At 55.4% G+C, this 18774-nt stretch carries 18 protein-coding genes and 2 riboswitches; of the genes, 9 read left to right on the top strand and 9 right to left on the bottom strand.

The genetic code is table 11. The features are described 5' to 3' along the window. The gene (locus K6123_RS16210; RefSeq protein ID WP_221799869.1) at nt 1-885 is read right to left on the bottom strand and encodes an NAD(+) kinase; all 885 of its coding nucleotides are present in this window, start codon (nt 883-885) and stop codon (nt 1-3) included. A 140-nt stretch (nt 886-1025) separates the two neighbouring features. Between K6123_RS16210 and K6123_RS16215 the strand changes: the two genes are divergently transcribed. Beyond that, complete coding sequence (locus K6123_RS16215) at nt 1026-1919, top strand: DUF1853 family protein (protein WP_221799610.1); 894 nt, start codon at nt 1026-1028, stop codon at nt 1917-1919. A gap of 143 nt (nt 1920-2062) precedes the next feature. On the opposite strand, the gene K6123_RS16220 is transcribed toward K6123_RS16215, so the two are convergent. Both K6123_RS16220 and K6123_RS16225 read right to left on the bottom strand, forming a co-directional pair. After that, nucleotides 2063-3034, bottom strand: a complete 972-nt coding sequence (locus tag K6123_RS16220) for a hypothetical protein (protein ID WP_221799612.1) — start codon at nt 3032-3034, stop codon at nt 2063-2065. Nucleotides 3035-3077: 43 nt separating this feature from the next. Further along, nucleotides 3078-3857, bottom strand: coding sequence for a hypothetical protein (locus tag K6123_RS16225; RefSeq protein WP_221799614.1), 780 nt, complete (start codon nt 3855-3857; stop codon nt 3078-3080). Between the two features lie 289 nt (nt 3858-4146). Between K6123_RS16225 and topA the strand changes: the two genes are divergently transcribed. Both topA and K6123_RS16235 read left to right on the top strand, forming a co-directional pair. Next, a complete protein-coding gene (topA, locus tag K6123_RS16230; RefSeq protein WP_221799616.1) occupies nt 4147-6813 on the top strand; it encodes a type I DNA topoisomerase in 2667 nt (888 codons plus the stop codon). 111 nt (nt 6814-6924) lie between these two features. Then, entirely contained in the window at nt 6925-7254 is a 330-nt protein-coding gene (locus K6123_RS16235; protein ID WP_221799617.1) for a ComEA family DNA-binding protein, read from the top strand. 5 nt (nt 7255-7259) lie between these two features. Here K6123_RS16235 and K6123_RS16240 read toward each other — a convergent pair whose 3' ends face one another. The 3 genes from K6123_RS16240 to K6123_RS16250 form a co-directional block, all read right to left on the bottom strand. Then, a complete protein-coding gene (locus K6123_RS16240; RefSeq protein WP_221799620.1) occupies nt 7260-7946 on the bottom strand; it encodes a phosphatase PAP2 family protein in 687 nt (228 codons plus the stop codon). A gap of 75 nt (nt 7947-8021) precedes the next feature. After that, nucleotides 8022-8477, bottom strand: coding sequence for a YbaN family protein (locus K6123_RS16245; protein ID WP_221799621.1), 456 nt, complete (start codon nt 8475-8477; stop codon nt 8022-8024). A gap of 110 nt (nt 8478-8587) precedes the next feature. Next, the gene (locus tag K6123_RS16250) at nt 8588-9421 is read right to left on the bottom strand and encodes an ATP-grasp domain-containing protein (RefSeq protein WP_221799623.1); all 834 of its coding nucleotides are present in this window, start codon (nt 9419-9421) and stop codon (nt 8588-8590) included. 156 nt (nt 9422-9577) lie between these two features. Here K6123_RS16250 and K6123_RS16255 point away from each other — a divergent pair, with 156 nt between their 5' ends. Beyond that, entirely contained in the window at nt 9578-10477 is a 900-nt protein-coding gene (locus K6123_RS16255; protein ID WP_221799625.1) for a LysR family transcriptional regulator, read from the top strand. Nucleotides 10478-10606: 129 nt separating this feature from the next. Further along, nucleotides 10607-10731, top strand: a riboswitch (guanidine-I (ykkC/yxkD leader). A gap of 71 nt (nt 10732-10802) precedes the next feature. Next, entirely contained in the window at nt 10803-11867 is a 1065-nt protein-coding gene (locus K6123_RS16260; RefSeq protein WP_221799627.1) for a putative urea ABC transporter substrate-binding protein, read from the top strand. Between the two features lie 99 nt (nt 11868-11966). Here the strand turns inward: K6123_RS16260 and K6123_RS16265 are convergent, their stop codons facing one another. The 3 genes from K6123_RS16265 to K6123_RS16275 all read right to left on the bottom strand — a co-directional run bounded on the left by K6123_RS16265 (nt 11967) and on the right by K6123_RS16275 (nt 14773). Then, nucleotides 11967-12617: a hypothetical protein gene (locus tag K6123_RS16265; protein ID WP_221799629.1), complete on the bottom strand. Its 651-nt coding sequence runs from the start codon at nt 12615-12617 to the stop codon at nt 11967-11969. 237 nt (nt 12618-12854) lie between these two features. Further along, nucleotides 12855-13769: a DUF2726 domain-containing protein gene (locus K6123_RS16270; protein ID WP_221799631.1), complete on the bottom strand. Its 915-nt coding sequence runs from the start codon at nt 13767-13769 to the stop codon at nt 12855-12857. An 89-nt stretch (nt 13770-13858) separates the two neighbouring features. Further along, nucleotides 13859-14773, bottom strand: a complete 915-nt coding sequence (locus K6123_RS16275) for a DMT family transporter (protein WP_221799633.1) — start codon at nt 14771-14773, stop codon at nt 13859-13861. 305 nt (nt 14774-15078) lie between these two features. Beyond that, nucleotides 15079-15235: riboswitch (guanidine-I (ykkC/yxkD leader) on the top strand. 107 nt (nt 15236-15342) lie between these two features. On the opposite strand from K6123_RS16275, the gene K6123_RS16280 reads away from it, so the two are divergent. The 4 genes from K6123_RS16280 to K6123_RS16295 are packed head-to-tail and all read left to right on the top strand — an operon-like array spanning nt 15343 to nt 18443. Next, complete coding sequence (locus tag K6123_RS16280; protein ID WP_221799635.1) at nt 15343-16152, top strand: ABC transporter permease; 810 nt, start codon at nt 15343-15345, stop codon at nt 16150-16152. A gap of 28 nt (nt 16153-16180) precedes the next feature. Further along, nucleotides 16181-17020 carry an ABC transporter ATP-binding protein gene (locus K6123_RS16285; RefSeq protein WP_221799638.1) on the top strand — a complete coding sequence of 280 codons (840 nt, stop codon included), beginning with the start codon at nt 16181-16183 and terminating at the stop codon, nt 17018-17020. A 25-nt stretch (nt 17021-17045) separates the two neighbouring features. After that, nucleotides 17046-17786 carry an urea amidolyase associated protein UAAP1 gene (locus tag K6123_RS16290; RefSeq protein WP_221799640.1) on the top strand — a complete coding sequence of 247 codons (741 nt, stop codon included), beginning with the start codon at nt 17046-17048 and terminating at the stop codon, nt 17784-17786. An 18-nt stretch (nt 17787-17804) separates the two neighbouring features. Continuing rightward, complete coding sequence (locus tag K6123_RS16295) at nt 17805-18443, top strand: urea amidolyase associated protein UAAP2 (protein ID WP_221799642.1); 639 nt, start codon at nt 17805-17807, stop codon at nt 18441-18443. Nucleotides 18444-18774: the final 331 nt, after the last annotated feature.

Consider the following 18774-nt stretch of genomic DNA (forward strand, 5'->3'; position numbering starts at 1 on the left):
TCATTCTCCAAGGTTACTGCTCCAGCCCAACTTGGTACGACAGATCTCGTAGAAGTTATGACTTTTCGGGTGAATCAGCTTCAGCTTGTGCGGCTTCTTGCGAATGGTGATGGTGTCACCGGGCGCACAGGGAATGTGTGTCTGGCCGTCGCAGCTGACGGTCGGATAGATATCCAGATCGCCATCGACATGAATCTTGATTTCACTCTTGCCGTCGACCACGATCGGTCGGCTCGACAAGGTATGCGGGAACATAGGTACCAGCACCAGCGCATCCAGTTTCGGATGCATGATGGGGCCGCCACCGGAAAGGGAATAGGCGGTTGAGCCGGTTGGGGTTGATACAATCAGGCCATCGGAACGCAGGTTGTAGACGTACTGGCCTTCAATCCACAGGTCAAAGCCGATCATCCGCGCGGACTTGCCAGGATGCAGCACCACATCGTTCAGTGCCGCGCCCGAGCCAATCGGATTGCCATCGCGTTTGACTTCGGTATCCAGCAGGAAGCGCATTTCACTGGTGTATTCGCCCTGCAACACTGCCAGCACTTCATCACACATGGATTCGTCCGGGCTGATATCGGTGAGGAAACCCAGTCGGCCACGGTTAATTCCGAGCACCGGGATGTTGTACTTGGCCAGCGCCCGGGCCGCGCCCAGCAAGCTGCCGTCACCGCCGACCACAATCACCAGGTCGCAGATCTCACCCAGCAGATTCACTTTGGAAACCTGCATATTATGGCCGGGAATCACGTCGGCAATACGGTCATCGAGGATGACGTAGTAGCCTTCGTCAGTCAGAAATCGCGACAGTCGCTTGACCGTGTCGATCACCTTGTTACTGTTCAAACGCCCGATAATGCCGATGTTGCGAAACTCTTCCATCATCCCAACCCAGTTTGTCTTTGACTCTGCAACCAACGCTGTTTGTTGCCAATCAGACATATCGCCACGGTTGGCAATACCCCTGCAGAATTGGGCGATTTATAACACAGCGCCCCCCAAAAGGCTTGTTGAGCTAACGCATGCATCCATCAGAACCGTATTTTTTCGACCTTGTGGACAAGCCCAAACGGGATCTCTGGTGGGCAATCAAGTCGCCATCCTTGCTGGACTGTGACTGGTCGCCCGCCGCTCCCGCCTGGTTGATTAACCAATTAGCACGAATGCCGCACGCTGGCCAATGGCCGCTGCCGCCAGGCTGTAATCACAGCCGCCTCGGGCTGGTGTTTGAATCGCTCTGGCATCACTGGCTTGAACAGACCGGTTGGCGCTGGCAAGCCAACCTGCACATCAGCGCCGCTGGCAAAACCCTTGGTGAACTGGATGTGTTATTTGACGATGGCCAGCAGCAACGCCATCTGGAACTGGCGCTGAAATTTTATCTTGGCTATGGCAACGGCGCTGACAGTGAATGGATTGGCCCCAACCGCCGCGACCGCTTGCGCCGCAAGCTGGACCACAGCCGCGATCACCAGTTGCCCCTGGCGGCAACTGCAGCAGCCCGGCCGCAACTGCAAAGCCATAACTGGGCCATTAACGAATCCAGTGCGCTGATGCGCGGCTGCCTGTTCTGGCCTTGCGATCAGTCACAACAACCTGAGTTGCCAGTTGAAGCCAATCCCGCTCACTGGTCTGGTTTCTGGTGTCATGCCAGGGATATCCGCCGCTATCTGACAGACGGACATTGGGTAATTCTGGCCCGCGACGAATGGCTTAGCCCGGTCGTCGCCCAGAAGGTGGTATCGGCTGAGCGGCTGTGTGAGCTATTGGCCATCCATTTTCGGTATCTGGAAGTGCCGCTGGCCATTGCCCGTATGGAGCAACTCGACCGTCAACCTGATGACCAGGCCAACGAACAACGCTGGGGCGAACAGCAACGGGGAATGGTGGTATGTGATCGGTGGCCGCTTAACTAGCGCCCGGCAGACCAGGCATGCCTGGACCCTACGCAGCACGTTCCACCCCTTAATCCGTGGGGCACGACATGTCATGCAAAAATCCGCTGCTATCTTCCGCGCCTATCCAGGCATACATGGCCCCTGCGCCGAACTCTATCGGATCAGGCGCTGTCTCCAAATACATAATCCAGCCCAATCCCGCGCCGTCCCTGCAAACCGCCGCCGTGCAAAAACAGGGTTTTGCGCCCTTCAAATTCGGCTTTGTGAAGCGTAACCGCGGCCAACATGGGCGCAGTATAAATTGGCTCCAGAGGCAGTTGCTGCTGATCCCACTGCTGAATCAGGGGCAGTAACTGCTGACGCTGTTTGCCAAAGCTGGCAGCCGAGGACAACAGCCGCCAGTTATATCCACTAAACTGCTGCTGCCAACCTTGCTGCAAAGCTCCCTGATCTGCCACCACCTGCACCCCCAGCAAACGCACCGCCGCAGGTAAACGGGGTAACAGATGTTCCGCCAGGGTACCGCTGCCGATCGCCAGACAAATCTGGTCATAGCCGGCCGCTTGCCGGATAAGCCAGTCGAACGCCTGTTCGGCCTGATCGCAAAATGAAGCCGCGCAGGAGTTTGCACTGCCCTGGCTAAACGCTGCCAGCGCACCACCTTCACCAATAAAATACCCATGAAAATTTTGCGCCTGCTGACGCTGCCAAACCGCGTCATAACGCTGTTGATAGGCCTTGCGGTCGAGGAATTGCAGCTGCATACCCCAGCGCTGGCAATCCGCCAGCATCGCCGTTAAGGGCTGCGCAGCATAACCCCGGATCAGTCCGGTGGCTGAAATTTCAAGCTGCTGTGCCAGCCAGGCCACCGCATGTAAATGATTCGACCAGACACCGCCGGGCGTCACCCAGCCATCGGCTTGCAGCAAGTCGGGCCAGTGCACCAATAACTTGAAGAATTTATTGCCTTGTAAAACCGGATGAAGCTGATCGAGCCGCAGGATATCGGTATAACAGTCGTTCGACAGACCCAGTGACTGTGGCGCAAGTGTATCCACAGGCAGACTTTGCAAACGCGCCAGCAAGCTGGCAAGCAACTCTTCGGCGCGGGCGTTGGTGATGGTTCGGGACAAACGGATTTTCGCTATTCAATAAACGGCCAGCCTGGGGCCGAACTCAGTATTTGCGTTTTTCGTCGAGGCCAACCGGAATTCCATGAACGTCCGGTTCGTCTTTTTCGGCTTCGCGTGACAAGGCTTTGGCCAAGGCATCATCTCTGGTGGTGGTGCCGGAGTAAAGATCCGTGCTGCGTTTGGACAATATACGAATCTTGTCGTTTTTCTCTGGATACTGCAGATCAAATTCAATCAACAGCTTGCGTGCCGCCTTGTAATAATTACTGGCTGTGAGGATATCTCCACGCTGGGCCGCAACGTCGCCTTGAGCAGTGAAGGTATCCACCTCCCGCTCCAACAATATCACCCGCAAATAACGGCGATAATCGTTAAGGGAGGTCGCTGATATTTCCTTGCGTTTGGCCATCGCATTCAGCACCGACATAATTCGCGCCACCTGCCGTTTGGCGAAATGAATTTCGCGATCACTTTTCAAAACCATTCTGGGTTCATGGTTTTCATTGATTTTGGCGCGCAACACTTCGGTATCCAGCTTTTCTGCCTTGGCGGTGATTTCCTCAGCCCCTTTTGGCCATTGTTGCTGAGCCAGCTGCAACATATGGTCTATACGCTCGGCGACCAACAGCTGAATTTCCTGAAAATTATCGATCAGGATCAACAGCTCCAATGCTTCGTACAATTCTTCCGCCTTGGACAAAATCAGTTTTGCCTGCATTCGCATGGATTGCTGTTGCTGTTGATGACGGCCATAAATCACCATAGCCACCATAAGCAGGGCCACAGGCAAGGCGATGGCAATCACCAGACCAATCGCAGACATTCTGATTCCTCCGAAATAAATTCGTACCAACTTATAGTTCAGATATTCAGTCTAGCAACTCTGTGGCGATCCTCCTGTCATCCGGGTAAAAGCTCGGATTGGCTGCTATGGTTGCTAATCAAGGGCTATGCAAGCAGGCCTCAAAAAGACCATTTTTTGAGAACCAGCAGACTGTTTCTGTCAAGAAGAAATATCGCTCAGGCTTGACCAATACGGGGGGTATCCCTATAAAGTGTCGCGACAGCCGCCGCTGAACAACATTACAGAATTGAAAGGTAACTCGGAGAATATGGGCAAATCGCTGGTGATTGTGGAGTCGCCCGCCAAGGCGAAAACCATCAACAAGTACTTGGGCAAGGACTTCATTGTTAAGTCCAGCGTGGGTCACGTACGTGACTTGCCAACCTCTGGTTCTGGCTCCACTACAGACCCCAAGGAACGGGCCAAGCAGGCCGCCCTGACTCGTAAAATGTCGCCTGAGGAAAAGGCGGCCTACAAGTCACGCAAAGCCAAGGAGCAGCTGATCAACCGTATGGGCGTTGATCCCGAGCACGGCTGGTCGGCCAATTACCAGGTCTTGCCTGGCAAGGAAAAAGTGGTTGATGAACTCAAACGGTTGGCCAAAGACGCCGACCAGGTCTATCTGGCAACGGATTTGGACCGCGAGGGGGAAGCAATCGCCTGGCACCTTCGTGAGATTATTGGCGGCAAAGACGAACAATACCGTCGGGTAGTGTTCAACGAGATTACCAAAAAAGCGATTCAGAAAGCGTTTGAAGAACCTTCAGACCTCAACATGAACCGTGTCAATGCCCAGCAAGCCCGTCGTTTCCTCGACCGGGTCGTCGGTTTCATGGTGTCGCCACTGCTGTGGAGCAAGGTTGCCCGTGGCTTGTCTGCCGGCCGGGTACAGTCCGTCGCAGTGCGCCTGATCGTCGAGCGCGAACGTGAAATCCGTGCCTTTGTGCCGGAAGAATACTGGGAAGCCTTCGCCAACCTAAGCACCGCCAGCGGCGAAGCCCTGCGTGCCCAGGTGGTCCGTTACATGGGCAATGAATTCCGCCCGACCAACGAGGCCGACACCAGTGCCCTGATGGCCGCCTTGCAGAAACTGCCGTTCAAGGTCAGCAAGCGCGAAGACAAGCCAACCAGTTCCAAACCTGCTGCTCCCTTTATTACCTCTACCCTGCAGCAGGCAGCAAGCACTCGCATGGGCTTCAGCGTCAAGAAAACCATGACACTGGCACAACGCCTGTACGAAGCCGGTTACATTACCTATATGCGTACCGACTCAACCAACCTGAGTCAGGATGCCGTCGACAGCGTACGTGATTACATCCAGAACAAGCTTGGTGATGACTACCTGCCAGCCCAGCCACGCCTGTACAGCAGCAAGGAAGGCGCCCAGGAAGCGCACGAAGCGATTCGTCCTTCTGACGTCAAACTGCGTGCGGCTGACCTCAGCAGCATGGAGCCGGATGCCCAGCGCCTGTACGACCTGATCTGGCGTCGTTTTGTTGCCTGTCAGACTGCCGATGCCAAATTCACCAGCACCAGCATTACCACCGCTGCGGGCGACTTCGAAATGAAAACCCGTGGCCGGGTGATCCGTTTTGACGGTCACCTGCGGGTGTTGTCCTCACAGGGCAAGGACGAAGATGTGTTGCTGCCGGATGTTGCTGAAGGCGACACCCTGACGCTGGTTGAACTGGAACCCAAACAGCATTTCACCAAACCATCGCCACGCTTCTCCGAAGCAGCGCTGGTAAAAGAACTGGAAAAACGTGGTATTGGTCGCCCTTCCACCTACGCATCGATCATCTCCACCATTCAGGAGCGTGGCTACGTCAGCCTCAAGGGCCGTCGTTTCTATGCTGAAAAAATGGGCGATATCGTCACCAGCCGACTGGTGGAAAACTTCGACGACCTGATGGACTTCAGCTTCACGGCCAACATGGAAGAGAAGCTCGACCATATCGCCGAAGGTGACTACAACTGGACTGAAGTGCTTGATCAGTTCTACTCCGGTTTCCAGAAAAAACTGGACGATGCTGCCGACCACATGCGCCCCAATGATCCGGTCGATACGGATATTGAATGCCCGAACTGCGGCCGTCACATGCAGATCCGCAACGGTGCCACCGGTGTCTTCCTTGGCTGTTCCGGTTATTCCCTGCCACCCAAAGAGCGCTGCACCCAAACGCTCAACCTGGTCGCCGGTGACGAAGCTATTTCTGCTGATGAAGACGAAGAAGCTGAAAGCCGCCGTCTGATGGAAAAACGTCGTTGTCCAAAATGTGACGCGGCGATGGAAAGCTACCTGCTGGATGAACACCGCAAGGTTCATATCTGCGGTAACAACCCGGACTGTGATGGTTTTGAAGTCGAAAAAGGCCAGTTCAAGCTGAAAGGCTACGATGGCCCCACTCTCGAATGCGACAAGTGTGGCAGCGAAATGCAACTGAAGTCCGGCCGCTTCGGCAAGTACTTCGGCTGTACCAACAGCGAGTGTAAGAACACCCGCAAGCTGCTCAAGAGCGGTGAAGCTGCGCCACCCAAAATGGAGCCGATTCCCTGCCCGGAACTCAAGTGCGACAAGGTCGACGACACCTATGTACTGCGTGATGGTGCTTCCGGCCTGTTCCTGGCAGCCAGCCAGTTTCCGAAAAACCGTGAAACCCGGCCACCTCTGGTACAGGAACTGATTGCTCACCAGGCGGAACTGCCGCACAAGTATCACTATTTACTGGATGCGCCGCTGGCCGACAGCGATGGCAACCCGAGCGTGATTCGCTACAGTCGCAAGAGCAAGGAACAGTATGTGATGTCCGAAATCGATGGCAAGGCGACCGGCTGGTCTGCCTGGCTTACCGATAACAAATGGACCATTGACGAGAAGAAAAAGGCCGCTCCGAAGAAAGCAGCCCCAGCCAAAAGTACCAAAGCCAAGGCTTGACGCCTCGGTCTTTGGTATGAAGCGGCGGAATCCACCTCAGGATTCCGCCTGATAGTCAGCCCTATCAGGCTTTGCTAGCGTGAACGCCCCCATCAACAAGGAGAAGTTGTTATGCGTTCACTCAAACTCGTCAGCCTGATGCTGACTGCCCTGCTCACCCTGCCCGCCGCATTGTCCGCCAACGCTGTTGAAACCACGGCACCAGCCAGCCCGGCGACCGTTTCCGAAGTCGAGGTTACAGCGCCCGGCAAGATCAATATCAACACCGCCACTGCCGCCGAACTGACCAGCCTCAAAGGTATTGGCAGCGCCAAGGCCGCAGCCATTGTCAGTTATCGGGAGCAAAACGGGCCATTCAAAACACTCGACGACCTGACTCAGGTCCGTGGCATTGGCCCGTCGACAGTTGAAAACAATCGCCTGATCAGTACCGTTGAATAACAGTGTCAGGCTTTTGGCTCAGCCGGATCAGGTGAGATCCGGCTGTGTCCCAGCAGCCACCAGCTCAGCAGCCGATAAAAGAAATAGCAGATGAAACCGGCGAATAGGGTATCGCTGAGGAAATGCCCACCTTGGGCAATCCGCACATAACTCACCAGCGCGCCCAAACCGATTCCCAGCCATAACCAAACCTGACGGCGGGTCCACCAGGCGAACACCATCAGCCAGAACGCCATGGCCGAATGGCCACTGACGAAAGAACGGCATTTACGCTCACAGCTGTCAGACACCTCAAACGCCGGCGTAAAACCGCTTTTACCACCAAACTCCTGCACCTGCTTGGGCCGTGGTCGCTCAAAACCTTCCTTGAACACGCTGTGCACCAGAATTCCCGGCCCCGCCAGCAGGCTAACCAGCAAGAAAACCCACACCCGCCGCTGCGAGGCTGGCAAACCGGAACGCCAGAAAGTCAGCCCGGTTCCAATCAACAACACTGGCACAATCAGATAGGGGATATAACGAAAAACGCCGTATACCGCGACATAAAACGGTGCGTCCTCACGTGGCCACTGACCAGCCAGCGAATCATAAAACCAGCCACTAACAGCCAGATCAAGCTGTGGCCAGCCGACAAACAGCAGCACCAGCAAGGCAAAAATCACAATATCCAGATGGCGTTTCAGAAAATCCACGCAGAACTCCAGGCTAAATTCGGGAATACAAAACGGGGGCAGCATACCGATGCGGTTGGCTGACGGCCACCACCATCAGTCATTGGCAACGGATTTTGGTTGCAGTGCCATGGTTGGCAAACTCAGGATGTACCAGCTGACACCAGCACCGATTAACGGCAGGATAAAGCGGGCATGCACGGAGTCCAGAATCACAAAAGCCGTCAGCAGCAGTGACGACCACATCAGCAGCAGCGTGTAGATCTTGGCTTTCATCGGCATGCCGCGACCATCAAGGTAATACAGCAAATAACTGCCAAGCCGGGGATGGCCCACCAGCCAATAATAGAAACGCGGCGAACAGCGCACAAAGCAGCCGGAGGCCAATAACAGGAATGGCGTGGTTGGCAGCACCGGCAGAAAAATACCCGCTACTCCCAACGCAACAGCAAGCCAGCCGATCACCACCAGCAACCAGCGGATCAGCGGGTTTTTAACCTGCCGAAACTCAGGCAAACGGGTATCAACAGGCTCCGGACCGGTTTCAGGCATGACAGCTCCCAGGCAGTGATTTTCCCTGAGTATAACCGCTTTCCAGCAGCAAGGTTTCGGTCTCTTGATCTGTAAAACAGGCAGTAAAACGGACAGTAAAAACAGGCGGATTAAACCGCCCTCAGATAACCAGGGCCACCGTTGGGTTTGGGCGACGACGGATCTTGTGGATCGTGGTCAATCCAGCTGCTGCCGAGATATTCGACAATCGCCGCATCGACCTTTTGCTGCAACTCGGGAATACCCTGATTACCAAAAATGCGGTTGAATTCCAGCACATATGGATGACCTGCCACCATGGCAATATCGAAACCACCATGATTGATCTCCAGCGCGGTCGCCAGCCGCGCCACCAACTCCAGCGCGGCTTCCGGCATAATACCCTGTTCGGCATGACCACCACGGGCGAGGTTGTTGTAAAACCCCTGCTCTGCTTGGATACGCCAGTAACCACCGACCACCTGTTTGCCCACCCAGACAATCCGCAAGTCACGGTCAATCGGCAGATATTCCTGCACATACAGCACTGGCGACTTGCGGCAGTATTCACGCCACTGTGACAGCTGCTCGATCAGGAATACGCCCTCCCCCATGCTGCTGCGGGGAATCTTGGCGACAAACGGAATCGGCATCAGATTCCACAAACGTTCGGCTTCGTAGTCGGTGTTGGCAGCGATTTCCGTCCAGGGAACATGAGCCGATGCCACCATTTGGAAACAGCGGGTCATTTCGACCTTGTCGTGACCAATGTGATAAGTCGCCAGGCTTGGGAATACCTTGCGTTTCAATCCATAAACCAGCGGATTCAATTGCCAGTATTGCGGAAACAGCACACCGTCACAGGCCAGTAGCTGGTCGATGTGATTGTTCATGTGTTCTGGTTTGAGTGAAGTGGCAACCGGTAATCCCAGTGTCCGGAAAGCGTCGAATGAAATGAGTTTCATAAATCACGATGGCAGGGTTAGTCTAATGCCCACACGGATTTTTCAGCCAATGCAACAACAACCGGCACCATGGGCGGCGGCGATAGTAATTCGGCCAGTGACAACTGAATATCAAAGTGTTTTTTTCGTCAGCATGAACAAATTTGCAGATCAGCCATGAAAACCACTCTCGAACAATGGCGTATGTTCAAGGCCGTCGTTGAACACGGCGGCTACGCCCAGGCAGCAGATGCCATTCACAAAAGCCAGTCCACCATCAGTTATGGTGTCCACAAGCTGCAAGAGCAGCTGGGTATCGTGCTGCTGGAAGTTGAGGGCCGCAAGGCAGTGTTGACCGAACACGGCAAGGTCATGCTGCAACGGGCCAATCAATTGCTGGAGCAGGCCGAAAACATGGACAAGGCCGCTGATGTTCTACGGCAAGGCGTTGAACCCATAGTACGGCTGGCGCTGGATATGATTTTCCCCTACGAACGGCTGTTCTCCCTGCTGCAGGATTTTTCCAGCCATTTCCCTGACACCCGGGTGGAACTCACCGAGTTCGTCATGAACGGCGGCAATGACATGCTGGAGCGTGGTGAAATCGATCTGTTGGTCACCCCGATCATGCCCGCGGGCATGAAAGGCAAACTGATTCATCGTGAACGTTTTGTGCCGGTCAGCAGTCCCGCTCACCCGTTACAGCAACAACAGCATTTACGGCTCGAAGACCTCACCGAACACCGTCAGATCGTGATGCGTGACAGCAGCCGCCATCGGCGTGACTCCGGCTGGCTCGGCGCCCATCAGCGCTGGACCGTGTCACACACCTACACCAGCCTCAATATCGTGCTGCGCGGACTGGGTTATGCCTGGCTGCCAATGAGCTGGATCAGCACCGAACTGGATCAGGGTCATTTGCGGGCCTTGCCTATGCGGGAAGATTACAGCCGCTATGAAGACCTGTTTCTGGTTGAAGCCGCCGCCGGAGGCTCTGGCCCGGCGACGCGCTATCTGGCCAAGCTGCTGGGAAATTGTTCTGAGCATATGCACCCGGATCAATCAACCACAGAGTAAAGCTCCATTGCAGTGCACTTTTGCTCTAATCTGGCCGTGGTTCCGCGGTTTTTGTTGGTACAAGGATTGCTCTGAAACTGGTGACGCAGAGGATCGAAGGATCACTGGACAAGACGTCCTTACAATTCAGAAATAGGTGGCTAGGGTTCCGGCCTGATGAGTCTGGCAACAGACGCACAGGTGGCAGGTCCGAGAGCAACCGACCTCAGGCACTCAGGTGTCAGGTTACACGGCGGGACAAAAGCCCGGGAGGCCCAGGAAACAGCAAGGAATCATGCTGAATCCCGAGACCTCTTGCCGCCACCAAACCAATTGAGGAATTTCCATGTTACGTATGAATCGCCTTGTCATTGCCAGCCTGGTCACCCTGGCCACCGTACTGCCATTCAACGCTGCAAACGCCAAGGACAGCTTCCGTCTGGCCTGGTCCATCTATGTGGGCTGGATGCCATGGGACTACGCTGACAAGTCCGGCATTATCAAAAAGTGGGCCGACAAATACGGCATCGATATCGAAGTCGTGCAGATCAACGATTACGTTGAATCCATCAACCAGTTCACCGCGGGTGAGTTTGACGCCTGCGTAATGACCAATATGGACGCCCTCACCATTCCAGCCGCCAGCGGTGTTGATACCACAGCACTGATTGTTGGCGACTTCTCCAACGGCAACGACGCGGTCATCCTGAAGCAAGGCAGCAACATCGCTGACCTGAAAGGCAAGCCGGTCAACCTCGTTGAGCTGTCGGTTTCCCACTACCTGCTGGCGCGTGGTCTGGAAAGTGTTGGCCTGTCTGAAAAAGACGTATCCGTGATCAATACCTCCGACGCCGACATGGTCGCCGCCTACGGTACTGACGACGTCGACGCCGTGGTGACCTGGAACCCACTGGTCAGTGAAATCATGTCCATGCCAAACGCCCACAAGGTATTTGATTCCAGCCAGATTCCCGGTGAAATCATCGACGCCACCATGGTCAATACCAGCGTCCTGAATGAAAATCCAAAGTTCGCCAAAGCGCTGGCCGGAGCCTGGTACGAAACCATGAGCATTATGTCGAAAAACGACAAGGCTGGTAAGGATGCCCGTTCCATGATGGCCGAAGCCTCTGGCACCGATCTGGCGGGTTACGACTCCCAGCTGGCGGCGACCAAAATGTTCTACAGCGCCGCCGACGCAGCCAGCTTCGTAAACTCATCCGAGCTGGTTGATACCATGCGTTATGTCGCCGACTTCTCCTTCGCCCACGGTCTGCTGGGTGACGGAGCACCGGATGCCAGTTTTATTGGCGTCGCCTTCCCGAATGGCACGGTTAATGGCGACATCAAAAACATCAAACTGCGCTTCAGCGACAGCTACATGAAACAGGCCGCCAAAGGCGAACTGTAAACGTATGTAGAACCATGCCGGGCTGAGCGTTTCAGCCCGGCATGGTTCCTCTGCTACAGCTGCTATCAAAACTCAAACGCCAACCACCAAACGTCTGGCTTAAACGCCACTGATAACCGGTGGTGTGGTGTTTTCATTGGTGGGAGTCAGGGTTTCAGTACTGCTGCCTGCGCCAGTCGCACTGTCGTTAGACAGCGCCGCAGCCAGTGACAGACCCGCATCAATATCGCTATCAGACACACCAGCCTGGGTCGCCAGCGACTCAACTGTATTGGCATCCACCCCGGCAGCCAGCAAACCGGCCACCAGCACATCACCAGAAACTCCGGCAGCCAGCGCAGCTTCAACCACCGCAGACATATCAATCGACGGGTTCTGTTTGGCAGCATCTGCCATCGCCATAACCGCATCCAGAGCACTGACCGAATCCAGCTGCAGCAATGAGCTCATGATCTGATCAATCGTCAAGCCAGTATCAACGGCTGACAGCACCAGAGAGGAAAGAATAAAGGACTTGTCGCCACCACCGGCCAACACCGCCTCCAGCACATCATTGGTGGTGTAACCCATAGCCTGCAACTGTTTGGCAATATCCCCATCACAGGTGCCGCCACAATCACTCGACGCCTGCATGTAGGCATCCGTCAGGTTCAGGCCCTGGCCCAGATAATCACTGATGGCAGCGTTTGCAGACGATGCCAGACCAATCACGGCAGCAGCCAGCAGACTGCGATAAGCAACGAATTTCATAAGGATTCCCCCACAAGAATGTGAGGGGATGCTAGGAGCCTGACTACTCCGAAACCACGAGATTTACCCGCTCATGACCGCTTTTTCAAAGCCCGGAAACAAGCTGCCGGAGCCTGACAGCAGCGGAATAAATTCGACAAAAATCCATTACGACAAAGGTCAACCAAAACCTGCGTTGACCGTTATGGGCGATTGGAAAGGGACACGCTGCCAGCCCCACAGGCTGGCAGTAGAAGATCAGGCTGGCTCAGCGACCTTGCTGCGTACTGGCGCGGCGAAACGACAGTCGGGATACTGGCTACACACCAGCAGGGTCTGACCGGCAAACCGACCAGTGGTGGGTTTATGGGGTTTCAGCCCGGCACCACATTTGGGACACAACGGCTGTTTTTTGACCGGTCGTGCTGCTGGCGGCTGCGACAGTTGAGGCTCTGCAACTTCTGGTTCAACAACGTCAGTCGAGCCAGCAGTCAGCGGCTCGTCGTCATCGGTGGCCCGGAACGGCTCAAGTACCATACGCTCAGCAGCCGGCTGCGGTTCTACCGAGCTGAAGGACTCGGGCGAAGACTGCTGCACTTCCCCCGTCAGCGGGGTTGAATCATCCGAGCCTACGGACAAATTAAAATTGGCCAGCGGGTCCTGCTGAGGATGAGCAATATCGACCACCGCTAGTATTTGCTGACGCAGCTCCTCAACCGAGCGGGATTGTCTGGCGTCCATCAGCAACATTGGAATCTCGGCTGCCACGCAGGCTGCCGAAAGAAATTCATTACGCTTCTGGCGTTCAGTGTTGGATTGCGAGGCGGTATCCAGATCAATCACACAAAATACCGTCATATCAGCAGGGTTGCAGAGGACATAGCCAAATTCCTTCTGCACGATGCGATCAAAATGCAGTCGCCAGGCATTGGCCTTGAGGCCGGAACGCGGCTTGATAACATCCACCACCCGCACCTTGCACAGCACCAGTGCAGCATTACCCACAGCGCGCTGTAACTGCTCATAGAAACTGTACTCCAGTGGTGACAGCACAGCCCCCACTGCCACATAAGGCAAGTCCTTGCCAGACACCCGGCCACTCAGCAGTTTCCATACAATCACCACCAGGGCCACAACTACCGCTGCCGCCAGGCCGACGATAATGTTGTCCATTACACACTCCACCCCTGTCCCGAAAAGCTGTATTCAAACAAATCCGGCCGCAGTTAACACCCCTACAGTGACGTTAATGTGAATATCAATCAGCTGACCGCTGCCTGCGAATGACCGCTGTCGGTACGGCCATCCAGCACTGATGCCGCCAAAATCAGCCCACAACCGAGCCAACCGGCCAGATCCAGCGCACTGGCACCGAGCAGTTCGGCCGACAGCACCGCCGTTACCAGTTCCATAATAATGATCAGCGCCGAACGGCTGGCAGGTAACTTGCTCACGCCCCATTGGGAACCAAACGACATCAACATCAACCAGCTGACACCGTACAGAGCCGCAAACAACCAGGCCGACAGCGGTACCTGAGCAACCAGGCCGTGGGCGTCAGCAGCAGTCACTCCAACAATTTCGACCAGCAGTAACGACAGCGCCGAACCCAATAACATCACCCCGACGCGAGTTGGCAAATCAGCCGCTTCGGCACGGCGGAACAAAACATTATTAGCGGCATAGGTGAAGCCCGCCAGCAGCCCGAGGGTATCCGCCAGGCCCCAGGGGGCTGAGGTAAAACTGGTCAGGTTATCCGGTTTCAATCCAGCCACCAGCGCCACACCCAGCAAAGCCATGGCAATCATCAGGGTCTTGAGGAAATTGATCTGCTCCCCCAGCCACCAGCGCCCCAACAAGGTGCTCCACACCGGCAACAGGTAGAACAACACCATCACCCGCACCACGTCCCCCTCCATCAGCGCAATCGAGAAACTGACATTGGCAACACCACCAAACAGCAGAATCCCCAGCAGTTCACGCCGATAACCTGCGACCGCCTGCACCAGCAAGGCACGTCTTTGCCACACCAGCAGCCAGGTCAGCAGCGCCCCCACGCTATAGGCCACCAGCAACAAACGGCTGTGTGACAGCCCCAGTTCCTGAATGGCATTAAGCGGAATCCAGGCACTGCCCCAGAGAATGGATGCGAAAAACAGTACAACAGCCGGGTTCATGATGATTTCCAAAAACTTGTATACAAGGTTCATTACAAAAACGATGCCGAAATAACAATCGCAGGATATCCCTCAACGCAGAGCCAAGGCCCGACGTGACTGATGTAACACCGGCTGCAGATAAGCCCTCTAAAAAAACATGACACAGGTCAATGCCCATTTTTAGTGCAATTATATCCAGAGGAATCTGGCAGGCGTTCAGTCAAGCACTGATGGCTGCGGCCTTTCTGGTAATTCTTGCAAACTGGCACAGGCTTCGCTTAGTGTCTTGTATGCAAGATGCAATGGGATGCTGGCATCTCATCGAAATAGACCGCTAGGGTTCCGGTGACCAGATAATCTGTGTTCACGTCAGGTCCGAGAGCAGTCGACCTTGCCGCTTCAGACTTCAAGTCCCATCCGACCGGATGACCGACCAAAGCTGATACGGGGGTTACACGGCGGGACAAAAGCCCGGGAGACTTGCAGATATCGACAACAGATTAGTACAGCTGTTAGATACCTGCCGGAGGTCTGGAAACAGGCCAGCCCGTTGTTTCGAACCGTTAACCTGCTATCAGGAGAGCGCAATGCGCAAACTGGTCAACCTCAAGCCTTCCAGGCTGACAGCCCTGACTCTGGGGGCTCTGCCGTTTATCGCAGTACTGCTGCTGTATCTGGTCGCCTCCGACCTGCGGCTGGAAGAAAACCCACGTGACAAACTGCTGCCTGCTTTTGCGACCATGGGCGATACGCTGCTGCGGCTGGCCACCGAGGAAAGCAAACGTACCGGTGAAATTATTTTCTGGGGCGATACCCAGGCCTCACTGGTGCGACTCGGTATCGGCGTTGGCATCAGCGCCCTGATTGCGCTGTTTTTTGGCCTTGCCCAGGGCAGCTTCCCGCTGGCTCGCGCCAAACTTTCGCCCTTCACCACCGCCATTGCCATGGTGCCGCCGATGGCGCTGCTTCCCGTGCTGTTTATTGTGTTTGGACTCGGTGAAGTCTCCAAGGTGGTGCTGATCGTCATCGGTATCACGCCGTTCCTGATCCGTGACCTGCAACAGCGGGTGATGGAGCTACCAGAAGAACAATGGATCAAGGCCCAGACGCTCGGCGCCAACAGCTGGCAACTGATCACCCGTATGGTGCTGCCACAAATGATGCCGCGGCTGATCGACGCCGTGCGCCTGTCGATGGGTTCGGCCTGGCTGTTCCTGATCGCAGCCGAAGCCATTGCCGCCAATGAAGGCCTTGGTTACCGGATTTTCCTGGTGCGTCGTTACATGTCGATGGACACCATTCTGCCCTACGTCGCCTGGATTACTGTACTGGCCATTGTTGCTGACCAGTTGCTGCGACAGCTCAACCGCCGGGCTTTCCCCTGGTATCAACGTTGATTCATGACCTCGGTAAAAGGAGCCTGATATGAGCCTGCAACTCGTGACCGAGAAACCCGCCCACTTTCTGGAATTCAAGCGTGTTGGTAAACGCTATGGCGACCAGGTGGTGCTGGAAAACGTCAACATCACCGTTGAACAGGGTGAATTTATTACCATGGTGGGTGCCTCCGGCTGTGGCAAATCGACCTTTCTGAAAATGCTGTCTGGCCAGGAAACTGTCAGCAGCGGCCAGTGCCTGATGCAAGGCCAGCCGATCACCAACGAACCCGATGTCGACCGTGGCATTGTGTTCCAGCGCTATTCCGTATTCCCCCATCTGACGGTAATCGACAACGTCATTCTGGGGCTCGAACTGGAATCCAGCAGCCTGACCGGACGGCTGTTCGGCAAGCTGTTTGGCAGCGCCCGCAAGGCTGCTCGCCAGCAAGCACTGGAATTGCTGGAACAGGTCGGCCTCGATCATGCGGTCAATAAATATCCCCATGAGCTTTCCGGTGGTATGCAGCAGCGTCTGGCGATTGCCCAGGCCCTGATCAAAAAACCGAAAATCCTGTTGCTGGACGAACCATTTGGCGCGCTTGATCCCGGTATTCGGGCGGATATGCACCAGCTGATTCTGGAGCTGTGGCAGGAAACCGGCACCACCATCTTTATGGTGACCCACGACCTTACCGAAGGTTTTTACCTTGGTACCCGGTTGTGGGTATTCGACAAGGTGCGGAATGACCCGGACGCCCCCAACGCCTGGGGTGCGACCATCACCTACGACCTGCCGATTGGCCTCACCAGCAAGAATCTGCACGACGATATTCGTCACGACGTCAACCTGACTTCCCGTCACCAGGATGAATTACTGGTGTCCTGAGCCGACATTCACAGGAGTAAAAAGAATGAGTGAGTATCAACTCGGTGAAACCGTCTACACAGATACCCTGCGCGGTGGCTGCCACTGGTCGATGCGGGTCAGAAAAGGCACCTTGCTGACGCTGACAGATGTCGAAGGTGGCGCCAACGTCGGCATGCTGATGTACAACCCCAACGACCTGCTGGAAAAATACAACGCCCCGGACAGCCTCAAGGCCCAGCACACTTTCAAACTGACCAAGGGCCACTGCCTGTACTCCGATATGGGCCGCGTCATGGCCTCCATCGTTGAGGACGACTGTGGCTGGCACGACACCGTCTGCGGCAATATGAACAAAACCATGCTGGAACAACGCTGGCCTCGCATCAGCTACCAGCAGGGGCTGAATGACTGGACCCTGAACGGTTACGACAGCTTTATGGTCGAGCTGGCCAAATACGGCCTCGGCCGCAAGGACATGGCGGCCAACCTCAACCTGTTCAGCAAGGTATCCACCGATGACGAAGGCAACCTGAGCTACGAGCCTGCAGGCAAGGCCAGTGATTCCATCACCTTGCGTTTTGAAATGGACACCCTGGTCATCCTGCACAGCTGTCCACACCCGCTCGCGTCTCCGGCCAGTGGCTTTGCTGAATACCCACGCAAACCGGTGCAATACGCCCTCGCCAAGGCCGCGCCAGTGGCTGACGACGACTATTGCAAAAACCTCTGCCCGGAAAACCAGCGCGGCTTCCAGAACACCTTCCTGTACACCTTTATGGACTAACGCTGAGGAGCACTCGAGATGATTAAAGAAAGTACGCTGCGCCCCGAAGACGCCATATTCCGCCAGACAGTCGATGCCGGGGATTATTTCCTCCACCGCATTGAAGCTGGCCAGACCTTCCGCATTCTGGATCTGGAAGGCAACCAGGCCGCCGATACCCTGTTCTACAACGCCGACGACGTTGCCGAGCGCTACAGCGCCATGGACACCATTCGCGAACAGGGCAACGTCTACCTGACCGCCGGTTCCGTACTGCGCACCAACGAAAACAAACCGCTGCTGGAAATCGTTGCCGACACCTGCGGCCGCCACGACACCCTCGGCGGTGCCTGCGCCACCGAATCCAACACCGTGCGGTATGCGCTCGACAAAAAATGCATGCACGCCTGTCGCGACAGCTGGATGCTGGCCATCAACGAACACGAAGAATATGGCCTCAACAAAGCCGACATCACCCACAACATCAACTTTTTTATGAACGTGCCCATCACCAAAGAAGGTGGCCTGACATTCGAAGATGGCATATCCGGCGCTGGCAAATACGTCGAAATGAAAGCCCTGATGAACACCCTGGTGCTGATCTCCAACTGCCCGCAGCTGAACAATCCGTGTAATGGCTACAACCCGACACCGATTGAAGTGCTGGTGTGGGAATAACCGCAGGCAGTGAGGTGTTGGGCATGGCCCAACCTGCAAAGCGAAATATGAAAAGCTGATGTGCGTGTTCATTCCGCGCATCAAGGTTCGCCCGACCGGACAATATTGAGCAGGACCGACCGGCATGGATGCCGGGAGAGCCGACTCTGGACATGGATGTCCAGTGAAGGCGGGTCCGTCGCGAGATATTGACGAGATCGGATCAGCGAACCGGTAGCGCAAAGCAGAGGGATGCCCGTCGGCGGGAGGTAAGACCTCCCAAGAGACAAGGAAGCCAGGTAAATCAAAGAGCGCTGTCAGTCCTACAAACACGACGCAGATAGCGCAAAGT

The sequence above is a fragment of the Oceanobacter mangrovi genome, assembly GCF_019740315.1.
In the GTDB taxonomy this organism is placed as follows: Bacteria; Pseudomonadota; Gammaproteobacteria; order Pseudomonadales; family Oceanobacteraceae; genus Oceanobacter; species Oceanobacter mangrovi.

Excerpts from the sequence above, each read along its gene's own strand:
- K6123_RS16210 (WP_221799869.1), bottom strand. The coding sequence starts at position 885 with ATGGAAGAGTTTCGCAACATCGGCATTATCGGGCGTTTGAACAGTAAC.
- K6123_RS16215 (WP_221799610.1), top strand. The coding sequence starts at position 1,026 with ATGCATCCATCAGAACCGTATTTTTTCGACCTTGTGGACAAGCCCAAA.
- K6123_RS16225 (WP_221799614.1), bottom strand. The coding sequence starts at position 3,857 with ATGTCTGCGATTGGTCTGGTGATTGCCATCGCCTTGCCTGTGGCCCTG.
- topA (WP_221799616.1), top strand. The coding sequence starts at position 4,147 with ATGGGCAAATCGCTGGTGATTGTGGAGTCGCCCGCCAAGGCGAAAACC.
- K6123_RS16235 (WP_221799617.1), top strand. The coding sequence starts at position 6,925 with ATGCGTTCACTCAAACTCGTCAGCCTGATGCTGACTGCCCTGCTCACC.
- K6123_RS16245 (WP_221799621.1), bottom strand. The coding sequence starts at position 8,477 with ATGCCTGAAACCGGTCCGGAGCCTGTTGATACCCGTTTGCCTGAGTTT.
- K6123_RS16250 (WP_221799623.1), bottom strand. The coding sequence starts at position 9,421 with ATGAAACTCATTTCATTCGACGCTTTCCGGACACTGGGATTACCGGTT.
- K6123_RS16255 (WP_221799625.1), top strand. The coding sequence starts at position 9,578 with ATGAAAACCACTCTCGAACAATGGCGTATGTTCAAGGCCGTCGTTGAA.
- K6123_RS16260 (WP_221799627.1), top strand. The coding sequence starts at position 10,803 with ATGTTACGTATGAATCGCCTTGTCATTGCCAGCCTGGTCACCCTGGCC.
- K6123_RS16265 (WP_221799629.1), bottom strand. The coding sequence starts at position 12,617 with ATGAAATTCGTTGCTTATCGCAGTCTGCTGGCTGCTGCCGTGATTGGT.
- K6123_RS16270 (WP_221799631.1), bottom strand. The coding sequence starts at position 13,769 with ATGGACAACATTATCGTCGGCCTGGCGGCAGCGGTAGTTGTGGCCCTG.
- K6123_RS16275 (WP_221799633.1), bottom strand. The coding sequence starts at position 14,773 with ATGAACCCGGCTGTTGTACTGTTTTTCGCATCCATTCTCTGGGGCAGT.
- K6123_RS16280 (WP_221799635.1), top strand. The coding sequence starts at position 15,343 with ATGCGCAAACTGGTCAACCTCAAGCCTTCCAGGCTGACAGCCCTGACT.
- K6123_RS16285 (WP_221799638.1), top strand. The coding sequence starts at position 16,181 with ATGAGCCTGCAACTCGTGACCGAGAAACCCGCCCACTTTCTGGAATTC.
- K6123_RS16290 (WP_221799640.1), top strand. The coding sequence starts at position 17,046 with ATGAGTGAGTATCAACTCGGTGAAACCGTCTACACAGATACCCTGCGC.
- K6123_RS16295 (WP_221799642.1), top strand. The coding sequence starts at position 17,805 with ATGATTAAAGAAAGTACGCTGCGCCCCGAAGACGCCATATTCCGCCAG.